At 70.3% G+C, this 1,471-nt stretch carries 2 protein-coding genes; both read right to left on the bottom strand.

Annotation, left to right across the window (positions count from 1 at the left end; translation table 11 throughout):
- Positions 1 to 132 precede the first annotated feature (132 nt).
- On the bottom strand, positions 133 to 873 hold the full coding sequence (phbB, locus tag A7A76_RS20035) for an acetoacetyl-CoA reductase (protein ID WP_206412955.1): 741 nt from the start codon (positions 871 to 873) through the stop codon (positions 133 to 135).
- Positions 874 to 916: 43 nt separating this feature from the next.
- A partial coding sequence (locus A7A76_RS20030) for a glutamate--tRNA ligase family protein (RefSeq protein WP_241201069.1) occupies positions 917 to 1,471 on the bottom strand: 555 nt, incomplete at its 5' end.

Raw genomic sequence — 1,471 nt, 5'->3', positions numbered from 1 at the left:
GGCGCGGCCTTCGCCGCGCCCGTTGCGCGAACCGGCGCGCGCGGCGCAAGACCTGAACAGGGAAACCGAAGACGATGCAGCGGGGCGGCCGGCCGCGGCGCGCGCGGCCGGCCCGCAACGACGGCGCGGCCGTCACCAACCCATGTACTGGCCGCCGTTGGCCGAGAGGTTGGCGCCGGTGATCCAGCCGGCTTCGTCGGGAACGAAGAACGCCACCGCGTAGGCGATTTCCTCGGGCGAACCCAGACGCCCGGTCGGGATCTGCGCGATGATCTTGTTGCGCACGTCCTCGGGCACGGCCATGACCATGTCGGTGGCGATGTAGCCGGGCGAGACCGTGTTGACGGTGATGCCGAACTTCGCGTTCTCCTGCGCCAGCGAAATGGTGAAGCCGTGCATGCCGGCCTTGGCCGCGGCGTAGTTGGCCTGCCCGTACTGGCCCTTCTGGCCGTTGATCGAGCTGATCTGCACGATCCGGCCCCACTTGCGCTCGCGCATGCCCTCGATCACCGGGCGGGTGACGTTGAAGCAGGAGTTGAGGTTGGTGTCGATGACCTCGGTCCACTGCTGCGGGGTCATCCGGTGGAAGGTGGTGTCGCGGGTGATGCCGGCGTTGTTGACCAGGATGTCGACCGGGCCGAGCTGGCGCTCGACCTCGCGCACCAGCGCTTCGGCGTGCGCGGGCGAGGACACGTCGCCCTGGGCGATGGCGACGTCGTAGCCCTGATCCTTCATCTGCGCCTGCCAGGCGCGGCCCTTGGCTTCGTCTCGGTAATTGGTCGCGACCTTGTGTCCGAGCTTGGCGAGGCGCTGGACGATCGAGGTGCCGATGCCACCGGTACCGCCGGTGACGAGTGCAACGCGTGACTGCATGCTGAGCTCTCCATGGCCGCAAAAGGGCGGTCGCGTTCCGATTCTAGACAGCATTCGCGCCGGGATCGTTGTGCATCGCGGCGAGACCTGAAGCGGTCTGCGGAATCTGTGCCGGATTGAACGAATCGCGGGCCGCCGCCAACAACTGCGTGACAGTTTCCACCGCAACCAGCGCATGCGGATCCTGCCCGAGCGCGGCCCAGGCCGCGCGCAGCGCCGGCAGCGGAGCGGCCGGATCCAGCGGATGCGCGGCCTCGGACTTGGACAGCTTGCGGCCGTGCGCGTCGAGCAGCAGCGGCAGGTGGGCGTAGCGCGGCGTCGCCAGGCCGAGCGCGCGCTGCAGCAGGATCTGGCGCGGGGTCGAATCGAGCAGGTCGGCGCCGCGCACCACATCGGTGACGCCCTGGTCGGCGTCGTCGACCACCACCGCCAGTTGGTAGGCCCAGTGCCCGTCGGCGCGGCGCAGGACGAAATCGCCGACCGCGCGCGCCACGTCCTGGCGTTGGCGGCCGAGCACGAGGTCGTCGAACTCGACCGTCGCGCCGTCGGCCACGCGCAGCCGCACCGCCGCCTGCGGCGCGGCATGGCCGGCGCGCGG

It is taken from the genome of Lysobacter enzymogenes (assembly GCF_017168095.1).
GTDB lineage: Bacteria > Pseudomonadota > Gammaproteobacteria > Xanthomonadales > Xanthomonadaceae > Lysobacter > Lysobacter enzymogenes_D.
Note: the sequence above shows the minus strand (reverse complement) of the source record. Positions and strands in the feature narration are given on the sequence as shown.

What these genes read in the sequence shown, in the direction of transcription:
- phbB (WP_206412955.1), bottom strand. Translation starts at nt 873, where the DNA reads ATGCAGTCACGCGTTGCACTCGTCACCGGCGGTACCGGTGGCATCGGC.